The organism is Planktotalea sp., from assembly GCF_039984035.1.
GTDB lineage: Bacteria > Pseudomonadota > Alphaproteobacteria > Rhodobacterales > Rhodobacteraceae > Planktotalea.
This window is the reverse complement of sequence record NZ_JBDWVM010000022.1, coordinates 1-5,163: the sequence shown is the minus strand read 5'-3', so window position 1 is coordinate 5,163 and position 5,163 is coordinate 1. Positions and strand designations below refer to the sequence as shown.

The following is a 5,163-nucleotide window of genomic DNA, read 5'->3' as shown; positions in this document are numbered from 1 at the left end:
TTTTCATAGATGTGCTGGATCACCTCTTCGCGGCGTTCATGCTCAAAGTCGACGTCGATATCTGGCGGCTCGCCCCGATGCTCAGAGACGAACCGTTCAACGACCATGGTGATCACCTCGGGGCTGACATCTGTGATGCCGAGCAGATAGCAGAGGATCGAATTTGCCGCCGATCCGCGCCCTTGGCAGAGGATTCCTTGGGAGCGCGCGAACTGCACGATGTCATGCACGGTAAGGAAATAGGCCGGGAAATTCAGGGCTTTGACGAGCGAGAGCTCTTTGGCGACTTGCGCTTTGGCCTTGTCCGTCGCGCCGTGAGGATAGCGCCGCTCTAACCCCTCATAGGCAAGGCGGGTGAGGCGGGCTTGGGGCTGCTCGCCTTCGGAAATTTCATCGGGGTACTCGTAGGACAGCTCGCTCAGGCAAAAGCTACAGCGCGCGGCGATTTCGAGTGAGCGGCGCAAAGCAGCGGGGTGATCGCGAAAGACACGGGCCATGTCGGTGTAGCCTTTGAGGCGGCGTTCGGCGTTGGGAAGCGCGCGGATGCCGATGCGGTCGATGGTGATATGTTCGCGCATGCAGGTGAGCACATCGGCCAATTGGCGGCGCGCGCCGTGGTGCATGAGCGGATCACCGACAGCGACCATAGGCGCAGAGGTGCGCAGGGCGAGACGGGCGCAAGCGGCGAGATAGGCCTGATCGGAGCCATCATAACGCGGGGCTGCGCCAAGGAAGACATGGCTGGGAAATTGGCGCTGCATGCGCTCAATATCAGCGGCGGTTTTGCGCAGCGGGCCTTTGGGCAGCGCGATGAGGATCATGCCTGCGCAGCCTTGCAGCAAGTCGGGCAGGTCGAGGTGGCATTGCCCCTTTTCCGCGCGTCGTTTTCCAAGGGTCAAAAGGCGGGTGAGACGGCTATAGGCGGCGCGATCTTTGGGGAGCGCGATCCAATCCACATGGCTGCTGCGCAGCACAAGGCGCGCGCCGACGATGAGCTTGGGAAGATGTTGAATGTGGGGGCGGGTGATGTGCTTTGGCGTGCCAGTCTCTTGCCGTGAGGAGTGATCGAGTTGCGTTTCCGAACGGATGCGTATGGTATCCTCATTGGCGCGTTTGAGTTCCTTCAGGGCCGCATAGGCACGCACCACGCCAGCCAGAGAATTGCGGTCGGTGATGGCGATGGCTTGCAGGCCAAGTTCAGCGGCGCGCGTGACCATTTCCTCTGGGTGAGACGCCCCGCGCAGGAAGGTGAAATTGGTGGTAGTACAGAGTTCAGCGTAACTCATGCGAATTCACCATGGACATACCAGCTTGGGCTTTGCGGTGTGAAAAAGAGCCAAAGACGACGCCCTTGCCGCGTTTCAATGCACCAGTAATCGCGCACGCCGCTGCGCCAGCTGTCATCCTCAAGCCACCATTCTGGCGCGATGCGTTCTGGCCCCGTGGCACGCGCGGTTGAGAAGGACATGCGCCGCCAGCGGAAGTGTTTTGGCGGTGTTGGGATGTCGTGTGATCCGAGCAGGGGATTGGGCGGGAAAATGTGTAACGGACGGGAGCGTATGGTTGCCCATCCGCTATTTGGCACAGAAAATGCTGCGGGCGCGATGATGTAGCTGCGCTCGGGAATATGGCTGTCGGCGGGGAGGAAGCGCTGTATGTTTTCCAGCCCGATGCGGGTGCCGATGCGCGTGATCAGATCGTCGAGGCGGTCCTTGCCACCTGTAGAGACATGGCTGAGTTGCTGCACAGGCATCGGCTCGACCTGCACCGCCTCAAGGCGCAGTTGGTCGATGCCATAACCGGCATCAACATCGCCAAATCCGCGCTCAAACAGGGGCAAAATGCGTTTTGCATCGCGCATGGGGCGGGCGAGGCGGAGTTCGACCTGTTGGTTGTCCTGATCGACGCGCCGCAGGGTGAGGCAGAGCACGCGCGCGCCCGTTTCCTGCGCGTGCAACTTGGCGCAGAGCTGGGTGAGCAGCCGTTCGGTGCCCGCCATAACATCGCTGCTGTGGCCAATCGGTTCGGGCAGGGTCATGCGCACGCCGTAGTGGGGTGGATCTTTGAGCGGGGTGATCTGTTCAGGTTGTTGGCCAAGCGCCTGATCCAGACGCATCAGAAGATCTGTGCCAAAACGGCGGGTCAGGGGCGCGCGGGCGGCGTTTGCCAGATCGCTGATGCTACGCAGCCCGAGACGCCCAAGGGCGGTGACGGTCTTTTCCTCAAGGCGTAGGGCGGCGACGGGTAGCTCTTGCAGTGCATCCAAAGCTTGCCCCACCTCTGCGCGCCCTTCACCGTAGTGTGCCAAGGCCCAAGCCGCGCCGCGACTGTCGCCCAGTCCGATGGCGGCGGAAATGCCCGCACGCGACAGGCTTTGGCGCATATCCATGAGCAACTCAGCCTCACCACCAAACAAATGCGCCGCGCCGGAGATATCGAGCACGAGACCGTCATCGTCCTCTAGACCCACCCAAGGGCAATAGCGCAGGGCCCAGCGACGCAGGGCCAGTTGGAATTGGCGGTCCTCATTTGGTCGTGAAGGGCGACTTTGCAGATCGGGGCAAAAGGCGCGGGCGTCTGAGAAGGGCATGCCGCGACTGAGGCCCTGTTGTTCTGCGGCGCGGTTTAGGCAGTAAATCCGGTTGGTATTGCCCTGATGTAGGGTCAGCGCGAAGGGGCCCTCCAGAGGGCGCAGGCGCAACGCGCGGTCACTCGCCAGTCGCGGAAACCAAATTGAGACGACGCGACGCTGCATCCCATCGAACATGCCACGATCCTAATGTTCCTGATTTGTTCTTAATAAGCTCCCAACGTTGCAGAGTCGAGTCCGCAGAGGCGCTGAAGACGTCATAAATCGGCACGCAGCGCCAACGGGATTCGGCGGCATTGCTGCCCATGCCATCGGGGATGAGGCAAAGACCCGTGGATTTCCCTGCTTTTGCAGAGAGTTGCAGGCGGCGCCCGTGAATGAGACCCAAGGGTTGGCTGATCTCCAGAACGACCAGCGGGGTTGACCCATCGCGCAGGGCTTCTTCGGCGACGGCGAGGCCCTCGGTCTGATCTTTCACCTGCGCGATCAACAGCTTGGCGGGATCAAAGAAGGGGCTGATGCCTAAAGGGTTGAGCGTTTCTGGACGCCACGCATCGCGAATCCAAAGCACAGGTCCCTTCGCTTGCGCGGCGCAGACCACGGCAAGGCTGGCGGCACTTGCGCCGCAAACCTCATGCACACGGGCCGCGCGCAGGGGGAAGGAATTGGAAAAGTCTGGCGTCATAGCGAGATATTTACCGTGATTTCGAGGCGGGATCAAATCATGAACATTCAGCCAGTTCGTCGCCTATTAAGAAGATCACGACGTAAATTCGATGGTGCTGGCGTGGTTTTGATGATTGATAGGTTTCAAGGGACTGCACCCGATGAACCAAGCTTGATCCGCCAGAGGGGTCTTTATGACAGATATTTGGGCCGGACTTGAGGCCGCATTCTGGCTGATCGTCACGCTTGATCCCGATCTGATGGAGATCACGTTGCGCTCGCTCCATGTGAGCCTGTCGGCCTTGATAATCGCCTCCCTGATTGCGTTGCCGTTTGGGACGTGGCTGGCGGTGCAGCGGTTTCGCCATCGACGCACGGCGATTGCGGTTCTGAACGCTTTGATGGGATTGCCGCCCGTGGTCGTCGGGCTCATCGTTTATCTGTTGCTCAGCCGGTCGGGGCCGTTTGGGGTGTTTGGTTTGCTCTTCACGCCAAGCGCGATGATCATTGCGCAGGTGATTATCATCACGCCGCTCATTGCCTCGATCACACATCAGGCGATGCGCGAGTTGTGGGCGGAATATCATGATCTGTTGATTTCGCTGAATACGAGCAAACGGCAACGCATTGCGACGCTGATCTGGGATGGGCGGCGCGCGCTTTTGACCGCTGCTTTGGCTGGATTTGGCCGCGCGATTGGCGAGGTGGGTGCGATTATGATTGTGGGTGGCAACATTGATCATGCGACGCGCGTTCTAACGACGGCGATTGCGCTGGAGACGGGCAAGGGCGATTTCGCCTTGGCGCTTGGGCTTGGCTTTGTGCTGATCGCGCTGGCCTTGGCGGTGAATGTCCTGATTCACACCCTATCGCGGACCGAGCGAGAGGGCAGGTGGTAACATGATGTTGTCATTAGAAAATGCGCTGGTGCGGCGACGGGGCAAGGTGATCTTGGGGCCTGTTGATCTGGCTTTGGAGGCTGGGAAATTCACGATTGTTTTGGGGCCGAATGGCGCTGGGAAAACCACGTTGTTGCGGATGCTGCATGGTGTGGAGCGCATGTCAGGTGGTCGTTTGACCCTTGCAGGAACGGATAAAGATGCGCGCCAAGAGCAGGCCTATGTGTTTCAAAGCCCGATCATGCTGCGCCGATCCGTGCGCGCGAATTTGACTTATCCTTTGCAACTGATCAAAACACCAAAAGACGTAATTGAACGCAAGGTGCACGATTGGGCAGGGCGCATTGGTCTGGAGGATGCTTTAGAGCGTCACGCGCCACGTCTGTCGGGTGGGGAAAAGCAAAAGCTGGCGCTTGCACGGGCACTGATCCGTGAGCCTGATGTTCTGTTTCTGGATGAACCTTGCGCCAATCTAGACGGGCGCTCCACGCGCGAGATTGAGGCGCTTTTGCAAGCGGCCAATGCGCGCGGGACCAGTATTATTATGACGACGCATGACTTGGGGCAGGCTAAACGTTTGGCCAGCGATGTGGTGTTTCTGCTCAGTGGCGCTGTGCATGAAGCGGGGCCTGCGCGAACGTTCTTTGACGCGCCGCAAACAGCAGAGGCGCGTCGTTTCTTACAAGGAGATATCCTTGATTGATCTAGATGTTAGAGACTGCGGAGCAGTTCTTGGGATGGAACGCCCGTTGCGGGCAGGCCCTTGCTTTGTTGATAGCCGCTGATTGCCGCTTGGCTTTTCGGGCCAAGCACGCCATCTGCACCGCCCGTATCAAAACGGCGCGCGGTGAGGCGCTTTTGCAGCAAGACGCGGTCGTCTTTGGTCAACCCATTGGCATCTGGTGGGAACTTGCCGCGCAGCGGGCCGCCGCCAGCGATGCGGTCAGACAGATGCCCGACGCCAATCGCGTAGGCATCTGAATTGTTGTAGCGTTTGATGGCGCGGAA

The 5,163-nt window shown here is 59.7% G+C and carries 6 protein-coding genes; 2 read left to right on the top strand and 4 right to left on the bottom strand.

Translation table 11 applies throughout. The features are described from left to right. The 3 genes from ABJQ89_RS01070 to ABJQ89_RS01060 all read right to left on the bottom strand — a co-directional run. Positions 1 to 1,286 (bottom strand): PHP domain-containing protein (locus tag ABJQ89_RS01070; protein WP_348494430.1); only part of this gene is annotated, 1,286 nt, incomplete at its 3' end. Next, the gene (locus ABJQ89_RS01065; RefSeq protein WP_348494429.1) at positions 1,283 to 2,767 is read right to left on the bottom strand and encodes a DNA polymerase Y family protein; all 1,485 of its coding nucleotides are present in this window, start codon (positions 2,765 to 2,767) and stop codon (positions 1,283 to 1,285) included. The genes ABJQ89_RS01070 and ABJQ89_RS01065, both read right to left, overlap by 4 nt. Then, positions 2,709 to 3,275 (bottom strand): hypothetical protein, encoded by a 567-nt coding sequence (locus ABJQ89_RS01060; RefSeq protein ID WP_348494428.1) that lies wholly within the window; start codon positions 3,273 to 3,275, stop codon positions 2,709 to 2,711. The genes ABJQ89_RS01065 and ABJQ89_RS01060 overlap by 59 nt, the downstream gene beginning before the upstream one ends. Positions 3,276 to 3,450: 175 nt before the next feature. Between ABJQ89_RS01060 and ABJQ89_RS01055 the strand changes: the two genes are divergently transcribed. Both ABJQ89_RS01055 and ABJQ89_RS01050 read left to right on the top strand, forming a co-directional pair. Further along, complete coding sequence (locus ABJQ89_RS01055; RefSeq protein WP_348494427.1) at positions 3,451 to 4,155, top strand: ABC transporter permease; 705 nt, start codon at positions 3,451 to 3,453, stop codon at positions 4,153 to 4,155. A 1-nt stretch (position 4,156) separates the two neighbouring features. Further along, positions 4,157 to 4,858, top strand: coding sequence for an ABC transporter ATP-binding protein (locus ABJQ89_RS01050; RefSeq protein WP_348494426.1), 702 nt, complete (start codon positions 4,157 to 4,159; stop codon positions 4,856 to 4,858). 8 nt (positions 4,859 to 4,866) lie between these two features. Here ABJQ89_RS01050 and ABJQ89_RS01045 read toward each other — a convergent pair. Next, a partial coding sequence (locus ABJQ89_RS01045; RefSeq protein ID WP_348494425.1) for a peptidoglycan-binding protein occupies positions 4,867 to 5,163 on the bottom strand: 297 nt, incomplete at its 5' end.

What these genes read in the sequence shown, in the direction of transcription:
- ABJQ89_RS01050 (WP_348494426.1), top strand. Translation starts at nt 4,157, where the DNA reads ATGATGTTGTCATTAGAAAATGCGCTGGTGCGGCGACGGGGCAAGGTG.
- ABJQ89_RS01065 (WP_348494429.1), bottom strand. Translation starts at nt 2,767, where the DNA reads ATGTTCGATGGGATGCAGCGTCGCGTCGTCTCAATTTGGTTTCCGCGA.
- ABJQ89_RS01055 (WP_348494427.1), top strand. Translation starts at nt 3,451, where the DNA reads ATGACAGATATTTGGGCCGGACTTGAGGCCGCATTCTGGCTGATCGTC.
- ABJQ89_RS01060 (WP_348494428.1), bottom strand. Translation starts at nt 3,275, where the DNA reads ATGACGCCAGACTTTTCCAATTCCTTCCCCCTGCGCGCGGCCCGTGTG.